Origin of the sequence: Amycolatopsis sp. NPDC049868 (assembly GCF_044461365.1) — a bacterium.
GTDB lineage: Bacteria > Actinomycetota > Actinomycetes > Mycobacteriales > Pseudonocardiaceae > Amycolatopsis.
In genome coordinates this window covers 100,536-116,486 of record NZ_JBITKV010000001.1, presented here as the reverse complement: position 1 = coordinate 116,486, position 15,951 = coordinate 100,536, and the positions used below count along the sequence as shown (strand labels likewise).

The 15,951-nt window shown below is 69.1% G+C and carries 16 protein-coding genes; 8 read left to right on the top strand and 8 right to left on the bottom strand.

What is annotated here, in order from left to right; translation table 11 throughout:
* Window positions 1-5: 5 nt before the first annotated feature.
* The gene (locus ACIBTM_RS00565) at window positions 6-1,229 is read right to left on the bottom strand and encodes a PQQ-dependent sugar dehydrogenase (protein ID WP_395874146.1); all 1,224 of its coding nucleotides are present in this window, start codon (window positions 1,227-1,229) and stop codon (window positions 6-8) included.
* 62 nt (window positions 1,230-1,291) lie between these two features.
* Between ACIBTM_RS00565 and ACIBTM_RS00560 the strand changes: the two genes are divergently transcribed.
* The 3 genes from ACIBTM_RS00560 to ACIBTM_RS00550 all read left to right on the top strand — a co-directional run bounded on the left by ACIBTM_RS00560 (window position 1,292) and on the right by ACIBTM_RS00550 (window position 3,674).
* Window positions 1,292-2,197, top strand: a complete 906-nt coding sequence (locus tag ACIBTM_RS00560; protein ID WP_395874144.1) for a 2-hydroxyacid dehydrogenase — start codon at window positions 1,292-1,294, stop codon at window positions 2,195-2,197.
* Window positions 2,198-2,229: 32 nt separating this feature from the next.
* Window positions 2,230-3,054 (top strand): DUF72 domain-containing protein, encoded by an 825-nt coding sequence (locus tag ACIBTM_RS00555; RefSeq protein ID WP_395875760.1) that lies wholly within the window; start codon window positions 2,230-2,232, stop codon window positions 3,052-3,054.
* A 77-nt stretch (window positions 3,055-3,131) separates the two neighbouring features.
* The gene (locus tag ACIBTM_RS00550; protein ID WP_395875759.1) at window positions 3,132-3,674 is read left to right on the top strand and encodes a DoxX family protein; all 543 of its coding nucleotides are present in this window, start codon (window positions 3,132-3,134) and stop codon (window positions 3,672-3,674) included.
* 127 nt (window positions 3,675-3,801) lie between these two features.
* On the opposite strand, the gene ilvD is transcribed toward ACIBTM_RS00550, so the two are convergent.
* Both ilvD and ACIBTM_RS00540 read right to left on the bottom strand, forming a co-directional pair.
* Window positions 3,802-5,646: a dihydroxy-acid dehydratase gene (ilvD, locus tag ACIBTM_RS00545; RefSeq protein ID WP_395874142.1), complete on the bottom strand. Its 1,845-nt coding sequence runs from the start codon at window positions 5,644-5,646 to the stop codon at window positions 3,802-3,804.
* A 63-nt stretch (window positions 5,647-5,709) separates the two neighbouring features.
* Complete coding sequence (locus tag ACIBTM_RS00540) at window positions 5,710-6,168, bottom strand: PH domain-containing protein (RefSeq protein WP_395874140.1); 459 nt, start codon at window positions 6,166-6,168, stop codon at window positions 5,710-5,712.
* A gap of 321 nt (window positions 6,169-6,489) precedes the next feature.
* Here ACIBTM_RS00540 and ACIBTM_RS00535 point away from each other — a divergent pair, with 321 nt between their 5' ends.
* From ACIBTM_RS00535 to ACIBTM_RS00520, 4 genes are all read left to right on the top strand, one after another.
* Complete coding sequence (locus tag ACIBTM_RS00535; RefSeq protein ID WP_395874138.1) at window positions 6,490-8,364, top strand: acetolactate synthase large subunit; 1,875 nt, start codon at window positions 6,490-6,492, stop codon at window positions 8,362-8,364.
* Window positions 8,361-8,867, top strand: a complete 507-nt coding sequence (gene ilvN / locus ACIBTM_RS00530; RefSeq protein WP_034315713.1) for an acetolactate synthase small subunit — start codon at window positions 8,361-8,363, stop codon at window positions 8,865-8,867. The genes ACIBTM_RS00535 and ilvN overlap by 4 nt, the downstream gene beginning before the upstream one ends.
* 33 nt (window positions 8,868-8,900) lie before the next feature.
* Window positions 8,901-9,914: a ketol-acid reductoisomerase gene (gene ilvC, locus ACIBTM_RS00525; protein ID WP_016336537.1), complete on the top strand. Its 1,014-nt coding sequence runs from the start codon at window positions 8,901-8,903 to the stop codon at window positions 9,912-9,914.
* A gap of 75 nt (window positions 9,915-9,989) precedes the next feature.
* Window positions 9,990-10,253 carry a DUF397 domain-containing protein gene (locus ACIBTM_RS00520; RefSeq protein WP_038522647.1) on the top strand — a complete coding sequence of 88 codons (264 nt, stop codon included), beginning with the start codon at window positions 9,990-9,992 and terminating at the stop codon, window positions 10,251-10,253.
* Here ACIBTM_RS00520 and ACIBTM_RS00515 read toward each other — a convergent pair.
* From ACIBTM_RS00515 to ACIBTM_RS00495, 5 genes are all read right to left on the bottom strand, one after another.
* Window positions 10,250-11,131, bottom strand: a complete 882-nt coding sequence (locus ACIBTM_RS00515; RefSeq protein ID WP_395874135.1) for a nuclear transport factor 2 family protein — start codon at window positions 11,129-11,131, stop codon at window positions 10,250-10,252. The genes ACIBTM_RS00520 and ACIBTM_RS00515 overlap by 4 nt on opposite strands.
* Window positions 11,132-11,211: 80 nt before the next feature.
* Window positions 11,212-12,153: an NADP-dependent oxidoreductase gene (locus ACIBTM_RS00510; RefSeq protein ID WP_395874133.1), complete on the bottom strand. Its 942-nt coding sequence runs from the start codon at window positions 12,151-12,153 to the stop codon at window positions 11,212-11,214.
* 266 nt (window positions 12,154-12,419) lie between these two features.
* A complete protein-coding gene (locus ACIBTM_RS00505) occupies window positions 12,420-13,376 on the bottom strand; it encodes an ankyrin repeat domain-containing protein (protein ID WP_395874130.1) in 957 nt (318 codons plus the stop codon).
* A complete protein-coding gene (locus tag ACIBTM_RS00500) occupies window positions 13,360-14,196 on the bottom strand; it encodes a TIGR03620 family F420-dependent LLM class oxidoreductase (RefSeq protein WP_395874128.1) in 837 nt (278 codons plus the stop codon). Before ACIBTM_RS00500 ends, ACIBTM_RS00505 begins: the two co-directional genes overlap by 17 nt.
* Window positions 14,193-15,101 carry a TIGR03620 family F420-dependent LLM class oxidoreductase gene (locus ACIBTM_RS00495; RefSeq protein ID WP_395874126.1) on the bottom strand — a complete coding sequence of 303 codons (909 nt, stop codon included), beginning with the start codon at window positions 15,099-15,101 and terminating at the stop codon, window positions 14,193-14,195. The genes ACIBTM_RS00500 and ACIBTM_RS00495 overlap by 4 nt, the downstream gene beginning before the upstream one ends.
* A gap of 258 nt (window positions 15,102-15,359) precedes the next feature.
* On the opposite strand from ACIBTM_RS00495, the gene ACIBTM_RS00490 reads away from it, so the two are divergent.
* Entirely contained in the window at window positions 15,360-15,926 is a 567-nt protein-coding gene (locus ACIBTM_RS00490) for a TetR/AcrR family transcriptional regulator (protein WP_395874124.1), read from the top strand.
* Window positions 15,927-15,951: the final 25 nt, after the last annotated feature.

Here is a 15,951-nt window from a genome sequence, read left to right as displayed (position 1 = left end):
GCCGCTCAGTCCTTGCCGCCCCCGCCGGAGCTGGCCGACGGCGTGATGATGACGACGCGGTCGTCGCTCGAAACCGGCGAACCGCCGTCCTTGTTGATCGTCCCGGCGACCGCGATCTGCGGGTTGATCATGCTCATCGCGGACATCCTGCCGAAGGTCTTCGGCGGCTTGCCGACCTTGCCGTCCATGGCGACGTTGGGCTTGCCGGTCACCGCTCCGTCCGGGGTGACCGGCAGGTTCTGCAGGTTGCCCGCGACGGACGTGGTGATCGAGAGATAACCGGTGGCACCGACGAAATCCGCGCAGCCCGCCACCCCGGGTTTGTCGGTCCAGCTCCAGGCCGGCGTGGTCAGCGGCTGGCCGCCGCGAAGCCGGTACAGGACGTCCTTGTCGGCCAGCCTGTCGGTGAGCCACACGCGGGAACCGGCCTGGTCGCGGCAGATCCCGCCGGGGGAGTGCACGCCGGTGGAGAAGACCGCGGAACCCGCCGTGGGGTTGCCTGGCGCCGGTTTGCCGGAGGTGTCGATGCGCAGCACCTTCCCGGCCAGCGACGCCGGATCGGCCGCGAGCCCGGGGTTGCCCGCGTCGCCGGTGGCGACCAGGAGCGCGCCCTTGGCGTCGGTGGCGATCGCGCCGCGGTTGCCGGTGGCCCCCTTGGGGATTCCAGTCAGCACCGGCTTCGGCGCCTGGCCCTTCGCCAGGCGGACGACCCGGTTGTCGGTCGGGGTGGTGACGTAGGCGAAGACGAGCTGGTCTTCGGCGAAGCCGGGGGAGAGAGCGAGCGAGGTGAGGCCGCCGTCGCCGGAGCCGTCCACGGGAATGGTCGCCCAGGCGGCCGGGTCCTTCTCCGCGGCGGCGAGCAGGATCCGGCCGCTCTTGCGTTCTCCGGCGAGCGCGCTGGGCGCGCTGCCGTCACCGGGGATCGCGGCCACGGCGGCGACGGTGTCCAGGCAGGTCGCGATGACGGCCTTGTCGAAGTCCTTGCAGCCCTGCGGCGGCGGGACCGGCGTCGGCGCCTGGTTCGGCCCGTTTCCCCGGCCCGGTCCGGCATCGCCCGCTTCACCGCCCGGCCCGATCTGCGGCGGGACCTCGGGGGACGGCGGGTTGACCGGGGTGAACTTCTGCCCGGCGGCCGTGTTGTCGAATTCGGCGCAACCGGAGAGCATCAGCGCGCCGCAGGCCAGCATGGCCAGCGGCGCGGTCCATTTCCGCCGGTACCGGGTACGCACGGGGCCAGCCTAGGTGGGCGTACGTGAGCCACGGGTAAGCGGTGCTCGATACCGTGGCGATCATGACAGTGACCGTTCTCGTGCCCGACGAAGAGGGAGTGGCCGCGCTTTCGGAGATCGAGGGCGTGCGTCCGGTGGTGTACCGCCGCGGGGTGCCGGTGCCCGCCGAAGCCGCCGAGGCCGAGGTCCTCGTGACCGGGGACGGGCCAAGCGAGGAACTCTGGCGCGAACTGCCGAACGTCAAACTCGTGCAACTTCTGGCGGCCGGCGCCGAAGACTGGGTCGGCAAGGTGCCGGACGGCGTCCTGCTCTCGACCTGCCGCGGCGCGCACGGCGGAAGCTCGGCCGAGTGGGTCGTCGCGGTCCTCTTGGCGATCTACCGGGACCTCGACGGTTTCGCCGACGGCCTGCGACGGAAGCACTGGGAACGGCGGACCACCGACACCCTGCAGGGCAAACGGGCCCTCGTCATCGGCGCGGGCGACCTCGGCAGGCATCTGCGCCGTCGGCTGGACACGTTCGACGTGCGCTGCACGATGGTGGGCGCGACGGCCCGCGAGGGCGTCCACGGCAGCGACGAACTCCCCGCCCTGCTGCCCGACCATGACGTCACCGTCCTGATGGTGCCGCTCACGCCGCATACGCGGGGCATGGTCGACGCGGAGTTCCTGGCCGCGATGCCGGACGGCGCGATCCTCGTCAACGTGTCGAGGGGCCCGGTCGTGGACACCGACGCGCTCGTCGCGGAACTCGCGTCGGGACGGCTGCGCGCGGCTCTCGACGTCACCGACCCGGAGCCCCTGCCCGAGGGGCACCCGCTGTGGGACGTGCCGGGACTGCTGCTGACGCCGCATGTCGCGGGCGCCGTGAGCGGGCGGCGGCAGCGTGCGTACGCGGTGGTGGTCCGGGAATTGAGCCATTATCTGGGCGGGGAGTTGCCGAAGAACCTGGTTCACGGCGAATACTGATCAGCGTGGCGAATCTTCATGTCGGGTGCGCGATGTGGACGCACAAGGCGTGGGCCGGCCGGTTCCTGCCGCGGTCGCTGCCCGCCGGGGAGCGCCTGCGGGCCTACGCCGGCTGGTGCGACGCGGTCGAGGGCAACACGACTTTCTACGCGACCCCCGCCAGGGAAACCGTCGAGACGTGGGCGCGGCAGACCGGCCCAGGCTTCCGTTTCGTGGTCAAGCTGCCCAAGGTCGTCACGCACGAGAAACGGCTCGCCGGTGTCGAGACCGAGATGCGGGCGTTCCTGGACGCGATCGAACCCCTCGGCGAGCGAGCGGTCCTGTGGACCCAGCTTCCCGGCTCGTTCGGCCCGCCGGATGTCGACGCCCTCGGCCGTTTCCTGCGCCGTCTCCCCGCCGGTCTCCGTCGTGCCGTGGAGGTACGTCATCCCGGGTTCTACAGCGATACCCGCGCGACGGCGCTGCTGGAGACGGCACTGACCGACGCGGGCGCCGAGTGGGTGCCCTTCGACACCACGGTCTTCTTCGCGAGTCCGCCGATCAGCGAAGCCGAACAGGATGCCTGGGCGAAGAAACCCCGGTTGCCGAGGCGGACGCGGGCGCTGACCGACCGGCCGATCGTCCGCTATCTGGGCCGGGACGCGACCGAGGAGACCGTCGCGGGCTGGCGGCCGTGGGCCGAGGTGGTCGCCGGATGGCTCCGCGAGGGCCGGTCGCCGACGGTTTTCGTGCACACCCCCGACAACGACGACGCACCGGCGCTCGCCCGCCGCTTCCACGACGACGTGCGCGCCCTGGTGCCCGGACTCGACCCGCTGCCGGAGCCCGAACCGGTCGAGCCCGCGACCTTGTTCTGAACCGCTCCGGCGGTTCGGTCGCCTGACGGGCCGGTTTCGCCTACCCTTCGCGCGTGAGCGATGACTATCAGACCAGCATGATCTCGGACGTGGCCGACGCCGACAGCGGCCCCGGCCCGGCGGAGACCAGGGGCGGGATCGATCTCGGTCTGCTCGTCCTGCGAGTGGTGCTCGGCGTGACGATGGGCGCGCACGGGCTCCAGCACCTCTTCGGCGCCTTCGGCGGCCCGGGGGTCGGCGGCTTCGCCAGGGCACTCGGCGACCTCGGCTACACCAGCCAGACCACGCTGCTTTCCTGGATCACCGGGATCAGTGAACTGGTCGGCGGCGCGCTCGTGCTGGTGGGCCTGTTCACCCCGATCGGCGCCGCCGCGCTGCTCGGGGTCTGCGCGAACATCGTCTACGTGAAGTTCGGCGGCGGGTTCTTCCAGAAGCAGGGGCAGGGCTTCGAGTTCGAACTCCTGCTGGCCGCCGCTTCGCTGACCGTGCTGCTCGCGGGCTCCGGGCGGATCGCGCTGGACGTCAACACCCCGTGGCGGAAGCGGCCGCTTTCGTTCGGGCTGATCGGGCTGTTGCTGTCGGCCGCGGCTTCGGTCGTGGTGATCGTCCTCTGCCGCTGACCGCATCCTGCCGCGTTTAGTCCTCTGAATGCGGTTTTCGTGTGCCCGCGCGTGCTAGGAACGGGCCGTTCCTCGCAAAATTTGCAAGGAACGGCCCGTTCATAGCATCCGGCAGGGGCCGAGAGGCCTACTTGTTCGGGTCGCGCACGGCGCCGGTGTCGGCCGAAGTCGCCATCCGCGCGTAGGCCCGCAGCGCGGCGGTGACCTTCCGATCCCGCGAGACCGGCTGCCACGGCCGCTCGCTCGCTTCCATCTTCGCGCGCCGCTCGGCGAGCACGTCCTCGTCGACGAGCAGTTCGAGCCGCCGCTCGTGGACGTCGAGCAGGATCCGGTCGCCGTTCTGGACCAGGCCGATCGCCCCGCCCGCGGCGGCCTCGGGCGAGATGTGCCCGACCGAGATGCCCGAAGAGCCGCCGGAGAACCGGCCGTCGGTGATGAGCGCGCATTTCTTGCCAAGCCCCGAGCCCTTGAGGAACGCCGTCGGATGCAGCATCTCCTGCATCCCCGGGCCGCCCGCCGGGCCTTCGTAGCGGATCACCAGCACCTCGCCGGGCTGGATCTCCTTCTTGAGGATGGCCGAGACCGCCTCCTCCTGGCTCTCCAGCACCCGGGCCGGGCCCTCGAAATGCCACAGTTCCTCGTCGATGCCCGCCGACTTGATGACGGCGCCGTTCTCGGCGAGGTTGCCGCGCAGGATCGCGAGCCCGCCGTCCTTGGTGTAGGCGTGTTCGACGTCGTGGATGCAGCCGCCGGCGGCATCGGTGTCCAAAGAGGACCAGCGGTTCTCGGTCGAGAAGGCCTCGGTGGTGCGGACTCCGCCGGGCGCCGCGTGGAACAGCTCGATCGCCCGCTCCGACGGTTCCTGCGCCCGGATGTCCCAAGTGGACAGCCATGACTCCAGATCCGGCGAGTGCACGGAGTGGACGTCGGTGTTCAGCAGCCCGCCGCGGTGCAGTTCGCCGAGGATGGCCGGGATGCCGCCGGCGCGGTGGACGTCCTCCATGTGGTAGTCCGAGTTCGGCGCGACCTTCGACAGGCACGGCACGCGGCGGCCGATGGCGTCGATGTCGTCGATGGTGAAGTCGACCTCGCCCTCCTGTGCGGCGGCGAGGATGTGCAGCACCGTGTTGGTCGAACCGCCCATCGCCATGTCGAGGGCCATCGCGTTCTCGAAAGCCTTCTTCGACGCGATCGAGCGCGGGAGCACGGACTCGTCGTCCTGCTCGTACCAGCGCTTGCACAGTTCGACGACCGTGCGCCCGGCGTCTTCGAAGAGCGCCCTGCGGGCGGCGTGCGTGGCGAGGGTGGAGCCGTTGCCCGGCAGGGAGAGCCCGAGCGCCTCGGTGAGGCAGTTCATCGAGTTCGCGGTGAACATGCCCGAGCACGACCCACAGGTCGGGCAGGCCGAGCGCTCCACAATGGACAGTCCGTCCTCGTCGACCTCGCTGCTGGCCGAGGCGGCGATCGCGGTGATGAGGTCGGTCGGTGCCTGCGCGACGCCGCCGACGACCACGGCCTTCCCGGCCTCCATCGGACCGCCGGAGACGAACACCACCGGGATGTTCAGCCGCATGGCGGCGTTCAGCATGCCCGGGGTGATCTTGTCGCAGTTGGAGATGCAGACCAGCGCGTCGGCCTGGTGCGCGTTCACCATGTACTCGACGGAGTCGGCGATGATCTCGCGCGAGGGCAGCGAGTAGAGCATTCCGCTGTGTCCCATGGCGATCCCGTCGTCGACGGCGATCGTGTGGAACTCGCGGGCGACACCGCCCGCCTCCTTCACCGCACCGGCCACGATCTCGCCGAGGTCCTTGAGGTGCACGTGCCCCGGCACGAACTGGGTGTAGGAGTTCGCGATGGCGACGATCGGCTTGCCGAAGTCGCTGTCGGTCATTCCGGTGGCGCGCCAGAGCGAGCGGGCGCCCGCCGCGTTGCGGCCGTGGGTGGTGGTCCGGGAACGGAGTTGAGGCACGGCTGACTCCAAGGTTCGGGATGGGGACCAGGGCGAACGAGCGCCAAACTGGTCCTACCAATCCTACTCCCCGGAATCGTCGGTCTTTTCCGGAGCCTCGCGCACGTCGTCGGTCAGCCCGGACGGATCGGCCATCCGGCCCGCGCTGACCAGCGAAATCACCGGAAGATGGCGGGTGCGCACGGCGGGGAGGGCGATCTTGGTCTCGTCCTTCAGCACCGCCTGCACCTTCGCCTTGTCAGTGATGGCGAGGCCTTTGAGGGAGGTCCACGGCAGGTCCTTCCGCCCGAACATCGTCCGCACCTCCAGTCCCTTGGCCGTCGCCGTCGTGCGGGTCCGGATGACGAACACCGCCAGCGCGATCGGGAAGAGGTAGAGCCACTGGAGATACGGCACGTCGCCGAACGCGACAGGCGTCACACAAACGACGAGGAAAGCGATCGCCAGCAGTGCCGTGTTCGGGATTTTGAAGACGGCCTTGCGGTCCTCGTTCGCCTGTTCCCGCTGCTTTTCTTCTGCCACGTCAAAGATGGTGCACCGCCGCCTTCCGGGCCCCGAACGCGGGTCGCGCGAGGCGCCGAACGTGTCCAGCATGCGGAATCGCCGTCCCGCAGAGTTGACACTCTTGACGGCGACCGGCTAGCTTCACTCTCGTGACAACGCAGACCGGCCTCGTACTTCCCAAGCGCGTCGACGCTTAGGGAAGTCTCCGCTGCGTCGACGCGCGACCCTCGTGCGACCAATCCGGTCGGCGGGGGTTTTTTGTTGCCTGGATAGAGTTTCACTGCCCAACCAGCCAATGAATACCCGAACGAGTGACTAGACAAGACGAGGCAAACAGCGATGACTAGTGCCACCTCGCGAGCTGATGCGAACTCCGGTACCTCCGGTGCCCGACCCAAGCCGGCGCCGCCCGCCGGGACCCCGGTGCGGGTCACGGGCGCGCAGTCGCTCGTCCGCTCGCTCGAGGCGGTGGGCGCGGAGGTCGTGTTCGGTATTCCCGGCGGCACCATTCTCCCGGCGTACGACCCGCTGCTCGACTCGACGAAGGTCCGCCACGTCCTGGTCCGTCACGAACAGGGCGCCGGCCACGCCGCCACCGGGTACGCGCAGGCGACCGGCAAGGTCGGTGTGTGCATGGCCACCTCCGGCCCCGGCGCGACCAACCTGGTCACCCCGCTGGCCGACGCGAACATGGACTCGGTTCCGGTGGTCGCCATCACCGGCCAGCAGACCCGCGCGCTGATCGGCACGGACGCCTTCCAGGAAGCCGACATCTGCGGCATCACGATGCCGATCACCAAGCACAACTTCCTGGTCACCGACCCGGCGGACATCCCGCGCACCATCGCGGAGGCCTTCCACCTCGCCTCGACCGGCCGCCCCGGCCCGGTCCTGGTGGACATCCCCAAGGACGTCCTCCAGGAGATGACCTCCTTCTCCTGGCCGACGGAAATGCGGCTGCCGGGCTACCGGCCCACGCTGCGCCCGCACGGCAAGCAGGTCCGCGAGGCCGCCCGGCTGATCAGCAAGTCCCGGCGCCCGGTCCTCTACGTCGGCGGTGGCGTGGTCAAGGCCGACGCCTCGCGCCAGCTGATGGAACTGGCCGAGCTGACCGGGATCCCGGTCGTCACCACGCTGATGGCCCGCGGCGCGTTCCCCGACTCGCATCCGCAGCACCTCGGCATGCCGGGGATGCACGGTTCGGTCGCCGCGGTCGCCGCGATGCAGCGCGCGGATCTGCTGATCGCCCTCGGAGCCCGCTTCGACGACCGCGTCACCGGACAGCTGTCCTCCTTCGCGCCGGACGCCGCCATCGTCCACGCCGACATCGACCCGGCCGAGATCTCCAAGAACCGCAAGGCGGACGTGCCGATCGTCGGCGACTGCGCGGAGATCATCACCGAGCTGATCGAGGCCGTCCGCGCCGAGACCGACAAGTCCGCGAAGCCGGACCTGAAGGACTGGTGGACGCAGGCGAGCGCTTGGCGCGACGACTACCCGGCCGGTTACGAGTGGCCAGAGGACGGGACGCTTTCCCCGCAGTACGTCATCGAGCGCATCGGTTCGCTCGTCGGCCCGGACGCGGTCTACACCGCGGGCGTCGGCCAGCACCAGATGTGGGCCGCGCAGTTCGTGAAGTACGAGAACCCGCGCACCTGGATCAACTCCGGCGGCCTCGGCACGATGGGCTTCGCCGTCCCCGCCGCGATGGGCGCCAAATTCGGCGTGCCGGACAAGCAGGTCTGGGCCATCGACGGCGACGGCTGTTTCCAGATGACGAACCAGGAACTGGCCACCTGCGCCATCGAAGGCGCGCCGATCAAGGTCGCCGTCATCAACAACGGCAACCTGGGCATGGTCCGCCAGTGGCAGAACCTCTTCTACTCCGAGCGGTACTCCAACACCGATCTCGGTACCCACAAGCACCGGATCCCCGACTTCACCCTCCTCGCGGAGGCGCTCGGCTGCGCCGGGCTCCGCTGCGAGACCAAGGAGGACGTCGACGCCACCATCCGGCGCGCCATGGAGATCAACGACCGCCCCGTCGTGATCGATTTCGTGGTGGGGAAGGATGCCCAGGTGTGGCCCATGGTGGCCGCGGGCACCGGTAACGACGAAATCATGGCCGTGCGCGGGATCCGCCCGCTCTTCGACGACGACGAAGTCGCCGCCGAGGCGGAGATCAACGCCGCTGCGGAAGGAGACGCCCGATGAGCGTGCACACCCTGAGCGTTCTGGTCGAGAACAAACCCGGTGTCCTCGCACGGGTTTCCGGACTGTTCTCCCGGCGTGGTTTCAACATCGAATCCCTCGCCGTCGGGCCCACGGAGAATCCCGAGGTGTCCCGGATGACGATCGTGGTCGCCGTCGAAGAGCTACCGCTCGAACAGGTGACCAAACAGCTCAACAAGCTGGTCAACGTCATCAAGATCGTGGAATTGGAAAAGTCCACAGCCGTGCAGCGTGAACTGCTGCTCGTGAAGGTCCGGGCCGACAACACCGTGCGCAGCCAGGTCCTCGAAACAGTGCAGTTGTTCCGCGCGAAGGTGGTGGATGTGTCCCCCGAGGCGCTCACCGTCGAAGCCACCGGCACCTCGGACAAGATCGGTGCCCTGCTGCGGATGCTGGAGCCCTATGGCATCCGCGAACTGGTCCAGTCCGGAATGGTCGCGGTCGGCCGGGGCGCCCGGTCCATCACCGCCACCTCCGCTCGATAACTTTGTAAGTCAGGAAAGGAAGTAGTACCCCTCATGGCAGTGGAAATCTTTTACGACGACGACGCGGACCTTTCGATCATCCAGGGTCGCAAGGTCGCCGTGATCGGCTACGGCAGCCAGGGTCACGCGCACTCGCTGAGCCTGCGCGACTCCGGCGTCGACGTCCGCATCGGCCTGCCCGAGGGCTCGAAGTCGCGGGCCAAGGCCGAGGAGCAGGGTCTCCGCGTGCTCACCCCGGCCGAAGCCAGCGCCGAAGCCGACCTGATCATGATCCTCGCGCCGGACACCAAGCAGCGCTTCATCTACGAGCAGGACATCGCGCCGAACCTCAAGGACGGCGACGCGCTCTTCTTCGGTCACGGCTTCAACATCCGCTACGACCTGATCAAGCCGCCGTCGAACGTCGATGTCGCCATGGTCGCCCCGAAGGGCCCGGGCCACCTGGTCCGCCGCCAGTTCGTCGACGGCAAGGGCGTCCCGGCGCTCATCGCGGTCGAGCAGGACGCCTCCGGCAACGCGCAGGCGCTCGCGCTCTCCTACGCGGCCGCCATCGGTGGCGCCCGCGCCGGTGTCATCAAGACGACCTTCACCGAGGAGACCGAGACCGACCTCTTCGGCGAGCAGGCCGTCCTCTGCGGTGGCGCCTCCGCGCTGGTGCAGACCGGTTTCGAGGTGCTCACCGAGGCCGGCTACGCCCCGGAGATCGCCTACTTCGAGGTGCTGCACGAGCTGAAGCTGATCGTCGACCTCATGTACGAGGGCGGCATCGCGCGTCAGCGCTACTCGATCTCCGACACCGCCGAGTACGGCGACCTGACCCGCGGCCCGCGGGTCATCTCGCCCGCGGTCAAGGAAGAGATGAAGAAGATCCTCGGCGAGATCCAGGACGGCACTTTCGCCCGCGAATGGGTCGCCGAGGACGAGGCCGGGCGGCCGAACTTCACCAAGCTCGAGGAGCAGGGCAACCAGCACCCGATCGAGGAGACCGGCAAGAAGCTGCGCGACCTGATGTCGTGGGTGGACCGGCCGATCACCGAGACCGCCTAGTTGTCACAGCGAAGGGGCCCTTCCGTGCGAAGGGCCCCTTCGTTTTGCGCATCGGAAAGCGATAGCGTGGACACCATGAGTGAGCAGCCGGTGGACGACAAGGCTCATATCCGGCCCGACCTGGACTTGAGTGACGCGGTGTGGATCCGGGGTGAACCGGAAGGCGCGAACCTCAAGGATGCCGTCGAGTACGCGCTGGTGCCGCATGCCGACGGGGTCACCTACACCGCGATGCGCCGGGTCGTCGAACCCGACGGTCACCTGCTCGTGTTCACGCCGACGGAATGGGACGCCTTCCTGAAAGGCGTCCGGGACGGCGAATTCGACTTGCCCGCCTAGAGCTTGGAAATCAGCTCGTCGAGCCTGCCGGTCGCGGTCGCGACGGCGAGATGGTCGGCGTAGTCGCGTGATTCGACGATCAGCCCGTCCCGCACGCGAAGCACGAAGATGTTGGAAACGCGGAATTCCGCGCTACCGCCCGCCGTCCCCTGGTAGTCGAACTCGCCGATCACGACCTCGGGGTCGAGGGTCTCGTGGATCACCAGATCCCGGACCTGGAACCGGACCTCGCCCCGCTCGCCGAACTTGAAATGCTCACGCAGGTCCTCCCTGGTCTTCAGGGTCTCCGCCCCGGGCAGAAACGGGTGCGTGACATGGGTTTCCTCGGCGTAGAGCTCCGGAAGCCCGGCCCAATCGCCGTCCGCGACCCCGTGGACGAGCCGCTCGAAGACGCCGCGCGGGCTCTTCGGATCCGCCGTCGACGCGGGCCGCGGCGGCGCCGGCGTGAGCTCCCGCTCCGCGGTTTCGAACCCCTTCTTCAGCGCCTCAAGGCCATTCTGTGCCGCGATGAGGGGCAGGTAGTCGTGGTAGTCGCGCGAGTGGACGATGAGCCCGTCGCGCACGCGGAGAAGCTGGATGTTGGCGATGTCGAAGGACTTCCCGGTGTCCAGCGCCTCGCCGACATTGCGGTATTCGGCGACGATCACCTCCGGGTCGGTCGTCCCGTGAATCAGGACATCCGTCCTGTCCATGCGCACGTTCAGGCCGCCGCTGAAGTTCTTCCGCAGGGTCTCGCGGCCTTCGTACCTGGACGGCACCGGTGGCCGCTGCGGGTTCTCGACGACGGCGTCCTCTGCGTAGAGCGCGAAAATCTCTTCCCAGCGCCGGGCGGTGATGCGTTCGGAAAGCTCGTCGAAGACGTCGCGGGGTGTGGTCATGGGGTCTCCCAGTCAGACATAAACGGAGTCTGTAGTCCGCCTTGGACGATACGGACTACAGACTCCACTTGTCCACCGGGTCAGCCCGCGACGGAGAGCACGACCTTCCCCGTGGTCTTGCCCGCCGCCACGAGTTCTTGGGCCTTCGCGGCCTCTTCCAGCGGGAACACCGTGTCGATGACCGGGCTGAGCCGTCCGCTGTCGACGAGTTCGGCCAGCGCGAGCAGGCCGGTGCGGTCCGGCTCGGCGAGGGTGAACCCGGCGGTGACTCCGGCGGCCTCGGCCAGTTCCGGCATCCGCTCGTCGTTCGTGCGGGTGAGCTGGACGAGCCTGCCGCCGCGGCGCAGCGTCTTGAGCGACCGGGGCCCGTACTCCAGGCCGATCGTGTCGAGGACGACGTCGACGTCGCGGACCTCCTCGGCGAAATCCGCCGTGCGATAGTCGATGAGCTCGTCCGCGCCGAGACCGCGGAGGAACTCGTGCTTGGCCGCGCTGGCCGTCCCGATCACGTACGCGCCGCGCGCCTTGGCGATCTGGACCGCGAGATGCCCGACCCCGCCCGCCGCCGCGTGGATCAGCACCCGTTGCCCGGGCCGGATGTCCGCCGTGTCGACGAGACTCTGCCAGACGGTCAGCCCCGCGAGCGGGACCGCGGCCGCGTGCACGTGGTCCAAAGTGGACGGCTTGCGGGCGAAGTGACGGCTCGGCGCGGCGACGTATTCGGAGTACGCGCCCGCCTGGAACGGGAACGACGGCATGCCGAAGACCTCGTCGCCGGGGGAGAACAAGGACGCGCCCGCGCCGACCTCCTCGACCACGCCGGACACGTCCCAGCCGAGGATGAACGGCGGATCGCCCATCGGGCCGATGCCGCCGGTCTCGCGGGTCTTCCAGTCGACCGGGTTGACGCCGGCGGCGTGCACCCGGACCAGGATCTGGGTCGGGCCCGGGGTGGGTCTTTCGATGTCGACGAGTTCGAGGACTTCGGGGCCGCCCAGGCGGTTTTGGCTGATCGCTCGCATGGGTCCATTGTTCGGCGAGCGTCGTACCTTCGGCGAGGGCCCGGCGGGCCAGTGGTCGTCAGGATCGGGACACGTCTCTCGCGGATGTCAGGAAAGGGTCGTTCAAGACATCTTTTGTCCTGAACGACCCTTTCCTGACATCCAGGGCGCCGGTGGCCATGCCATGAAAGGTCCTTTCCTTGCGAAATTTGCAAGGAAAGGACCTTTCATGGCACGCGGCGGCGACGTTCGCGGCGGAGCGGCCCTGGCGCAAGTGCCCCAAGCGCTCAGGCGCCCCGCAGCACCGCCAGGATCTCCGTCTGCTCGAAGTGCTCGGCCCACCCCAAGGCCGACGACGAGTACAGCGAATCCTCCAGCGAAGGATCCGCCCCCGCATCGAGCAAGGCTCGCACCGCGTCCACATGCCCGCCCTGCACGGCAAGGTGCAGCGCGGTGACGCCCTCCCCATGCGAGAGCCCGCCGAACGTCCCCCGGTGGTCGACCGAAGCGCCCAGCTCCGCCAAGGTCCTGATCGCCGAAGCCTTTCCCTGGGCGGCGGCCCACGTCAGCGCCGTGCCTCGGTAGACATCGGCATCCACCGTGGCGCCCCGAGCCACCAGGGTGCGCACCGCGTCGGATCGGTCGTTCCGCGCCGCCCAGGAAAGCGCCTCGTCGACGACCTCGGCCGGATCGTCGCCCGGCCGCCATTCCGGGAAGCCGCTGTGCGGCCGGTGGAATTCGCGATGCGCGCCCGCCGCGGGGGCGAGCGTGCCGTCCGGCGCGAGCAACTCGTCGAGCAGGTCGGCCCGGCCGAGCCCCGCCGCCACCCGGAGATTGCCAGGGGAGAGGCTGCGTGAAGCCAGCAGTTCCGCGGCCTCGCGGTGGCCCCAGAACAGCGCGACCACCAGCGGTGTCCCGCCGTCGCCCCGGGCCGGGACGTCGACCGGGGCGCCCGCGTCGAGCAGCATCGTGACCAGCAGTGGCAGCCCGGCGTACCCGGCCTGGTGCAGGGCCGTCCAGCCGTGCACGTTGGCGGAAGCCGGATCGGCGCCGTGGTCGAGCAGGATCCGGCACAGCCGCTCGTCGCAGGTCGCGGCGGCCATGCCGAGCAGGTCGTTCCCGTTCTTCCCGTGTGCGTGGACGAGGGTGGGCAGGTCGCCGATCAGGCGCGCGAGCCCGGCGAGGTCTCGCGCGTCGATCAGTTCCCGTGCCGTCTCGAAAGAGAGCTCAGCCGGTGACGTCACGCTCCCGCACGTTACCCCCGACCCCCGACAGAATCCGCCATTCGGCCAGCGGGATCCGGTCGTCGCCGGTCAGCACCTGCAGGCAGACATGGTCGGCCCCGGCGTCCAGGTGGGCCTGGACGCGCGCGGAGATCTCGTCCTCCCCGACGGCGACCAGCGCGTCCACCAGCTTGTCGGAGCCGTAGTCCTCCTCGGTGAACCCGAACCGCCGCAGATTCGCCTGATGGTGGGTGGCCACGTCCAGGTACATCGACACGTGCCGCCGCGCGATCTCCCGGTCCGACCCCAGCACGACCGCCTGCTCGACGGCGAGGAAGGCCGAAGGCCCGATGGCCTGCCGTGCCAGCGCGGTGTGCTCGACGGGGACGAAGTACGTATGCGCGCCATCGGTGCGTTCCGCGGCCAAGGAGAGCATCTTGGGTCCCAGCGCGGCCAGCACGCGCCGACGCGGGGAGTCCGGTGTGGACAGTTCGGTACCGTCCATTTCGTCGAGGTAGCCGCGCATTCCTTCCAGCGGTTTCGCGCCTGGAACGTGCCCGCCGAGGCCGAGGACGAATCGGCCGGGGTACGCCTCGGCGAGGGTTCGCTCGGCGGCGGCCACTGCGACGGGGGCCCGGTGCGAGAACCGTGCGATCCCGGTGGCGACGGTCAGCCGTGAGGTCGCCGCGAGCAGCAGGCCCGCCTGCGTGAACGCCTCCCGGCCCAGGTACTCCCCGAACCACAACGTGTCGTAGCCGAGCTCCTCGACTTCCGCGGCCGCCTCGCGGACTTCGCCGATTTCCTTGCCGTCGAACGAAAACGTCCAGATCCCGACGCTCACCTGGTCACCTCCGCCAAGGCCGGGGCGAGCCGTTCCAGCTGATCCACGATGGACGGCAGGCCGTCCCCGTCGGGAGTGACGAGCACGGTGTCCGCGCCGGCGTCGACGAGTTCCTGGACCCGTCCCGCGATCTTTTCCTCGTCGCCCCAGGCGGTCAGCCCGTCCACGAGCCGGTCGCTGACGCCGTCGATGTCCGCGTCCGTGTAGCCCAGCCGTTTCCAGCCGTTGAGGTAGTGCGGGACGCCGAATCGCTTCATCATTTCGATGTTCTTCGCCACCTTCGCCCGCGCCTGCTCGCGATCGCCGAGCAGGACCGCGTGGGTGGGGATCAGCAGCTTGTCCGGGCCGAGGATCTCGCGCGAGTACGGCGTGTGCTCGAAGGGCTGGGCGAACGGATGCGCGCCGTCCGCCCGGTCCCGCGCGAGTTCGAGCATCTTCGGCCCGACGGCGGCGAGGATCCGCGGGAACGGCACGGGCGCCGGGAATTCGGCCGCCGCCTCGTCCATCTTCGCGAGGTACGCGCGGGTCTGTTCGAGCGGCCGGTAGTCCGAGCCCGCTTTCGCCGCTTGATAGGAGTGCCCGATCCCGATCCCCAGCACGAACCGGCCGGGGAAGGCTTGGACGAGTGTCCGCGCGCCGCTGTGCGCGGTGTGCCCCGATCGCGACCAGATGTTGGCGATCCCGGTACCGATCACCACCTTTCCGGTGGACGCGAGCGCGATGCCGCTGTGCGCGAACAGCTCCCGGCTGCCGGGGCCTTCGCCTGCCCACACGGTGCGATAACCCAGCTCCTCCAGACGTCGTATCGCCGCCAGTTCCTCGTCTGGCGTCGGGTGGGTCATGCCGAGTGGCAGCCAGACACCCACCGGGCCCAGCCGCTCCCGGGTTTCTTCGATCAGGTCCATCACAGTCTCCCCAGCTAACATGAGGCAGCCTCCGCTTACGTCGCCGACCATACGGAGGCTGCCTCCGATTTGTCGAGACTAGGCCGTGTCCTGTAGGTCTGTTCGATGGGCTTCGTGATCCAGGTGGTTCCTGACGGTGCGGGCGGTTCGGCCTCGTACCGGGTCGTACTCGGCTGAACCGCGCGTGCCGTCAGGGGCCGCCTGGGCGCGGAGACCGCGAACATGACCTGCAGGACACGGCCTAGGCTCGGGAGCGCGATGGACACCGAGAAGAAGCCGCTGCGGGCGGACGCCCGGCGCAACTACGAGCGCCTCCTCGAAGAGGCGAGGCGCGCCTTCGCCGCGAACGGGGTCGAGGCGTCGCTTGAAGAGATCGCCCGCCGTGCCGGAGTCGGCATAGGAACGCTCTACCGGCACTTCCCGACGCGGGAAGCCCTGGTCGAGACGGTGCTTCGCGAAGGGTTCGACACGCAGGCCTCGGTGGCTCGTGACCTCCTGGACTCCCCGGAGCCGGTGGAGGCGTTGAAAGCCTGGTTCGCCGGGATGGGTGAACAGTCGGCGCGCTACCGGGGGCTGCCCGAGCTGATGGTCGACGTCCTCAACGACGAGTCCTCGCCGCTGTATGCCTCCTGCCACGCCATGCGTGGCCAGGTGTCCCAACTGGTGGAAAGGGCGAAGGCCTCGGGTGGGCTCCGGACCGACGTCACAGTGCACGAGTTACTGGTGCTGCTGCACGCGCTTTCCTGGGCCAGCGAACACCTTTCGGGTGACAAGGGCCTCGAACGGCTCCTCGATCTCGTTTTCGCGGGATTACGGGCGAGTTAACAATCCCCTGTCACCAGGTCTAAAC